The 1451-nt window shown below is 72.3% G+C and carries 1 protein-coding gene; it reads left to right on the top strand.

Annotation, left to right across the window (positions count from 1 at the left end):
- The first annotated feature begins 29 nt into the window (after window positions 1–29).
- Complete coding sequence (locus tag AX737_RS00710; protein WP_066918206.1) at window positions 30–1358, top strand: replication-associated recombination protein A; 1329 nt, start codon at window positions 30–32, stop codon at window positions 1356–1358.
- Window positions 1359–1451: the final 93 nt, after the last annotated feature.

Here is a 1451-nt window from a genome sequence, read left to right as displayed (position 1 = left end):
GCCCGCCCGCCGCCGGTGTTCATGCGGCGATGTCCGACCTCTTCGCCTCCGCCGAACCGGCACCGCAGCCGCGCAATCCCGACGCCCCCCGTCCGCTCGCCGACCGTCTGCGCCCGGCCCGGCTCGACGAGGTCGTGGGCCAGGAGCACCTGACGGGGCCGGACGGGGCGCTGACCCGGCTCCTGCGCTCCAAGAGCCTCGGCTCGCTGATCTTCTGGGGACCGCCCGGCACCGGCAAGACCACGGTGGCGCGGCTGCTCGCCGACCAGACCGACCTGCATTTCGAGCAGATCTCGGCGATCTTCTCGGGCGTGCCGGACCTGCGCAAGGTGTTCGAGGCCGCGCGCAGGCGCCGCCAGGGCGGGCAGGGCACGCTGCTCTTCGTCGACGAGATCCACCGCTTCAACCGGGCCCAGCTCGACGCCTTCCTGCCGGTGATGGAGGACGGCACGGTGACGCTCGTCGGCGCCACCACCGAGAACCCGTCCTTCGAGCTGAACGCGGCGCTGCTGTCGCGCGCGCGCGTCCTGCTGTTCCGCAGCCTGGACGACGCGGCGGTGGCCAAGCTGCTGGCCCGCGCCGAGGCGCTGACGGGGCAGGCCCTGCCGCTCGACGAGGAGGCCCGCGGCGTGCTGGTGCGCATGGCGGATGGGGACGGGCGGGCCGCGCTCACCCTCTCCGAGGAGGTCTGGCGCTCGGCCCGGCCCGGCGAGACGCTCGACGCCGAGACGCTGCAGGAGATCGTGCAGCGCCGGGCGCCGATCTACGACAAGGCGCAGGAGGGGCACTACAACCTGATCAGCGCCCTGCATAAGACCGTGCGGGGCTCGGACCCCGACGCGGCGCTGTACTATCTCTGCCGCATGCTCGACGGCGGCGAGGACCGCCTGTTCATCGCCCGCCGCCTCGTGCGGATGGCGGTGGAGGATATCGGGCTCGCCGACCCGCAGGCGCTCGTCGTCGCCACCGCCGCCAAGGACGCCTTCGACTTCCTGGGGAGCCCGGAGGGCGAGCTGGCGCTCGCTCAGGTCACCGTCTACCTCGCCTGCGCGCCGAAATCGAACGCGGTCTACGAGGCCTACAAGGCGGCCACCCGCGTCGCGAAGGCGGCGGGCTCGCTGCCGCCGCCGCGCACCATCCTCAACGCGCCGACCAAGCTGATGAAGCGCATGGGCTACGGCGAGGGCTACCGCTACGACCACGACGAGCCCGACGCCTTCTCGGGCCAGGATTACTGGCCGGAGCGGCTGGGCCGGCAGCATTTCTACGCGCCGACGGAGCGGGGCATGGAGAGCCGCTACCGCGACCGCCTCGCCCATTGGGAGCGTCTTCGCAAGGAGCGTCGCGACGAGGACTGAGCGCGAAGGTCCTGGTTTCGAAAGGTCGAGACCTTTCGCGGGTGCAGGGCAGAGCCCTGCTGTCGAACCCATAGGTCCGGCCTCGCCGGGCCT

This window comes from Methylobacterium sp. CCH5-D2, assembly GCF_001556475.1.
Lineage (GTDB): Bacteria > Pseudomonadota > Alphaproteobacteria > Rhizobiales > Beijerinckiaceae > Methylobacterium > Methylobacterium hispanicum.
Note: the sequence above shows the minus strand (reverse complement) of the source record. Positions and strands in the feature narration are given on the sequence as shown.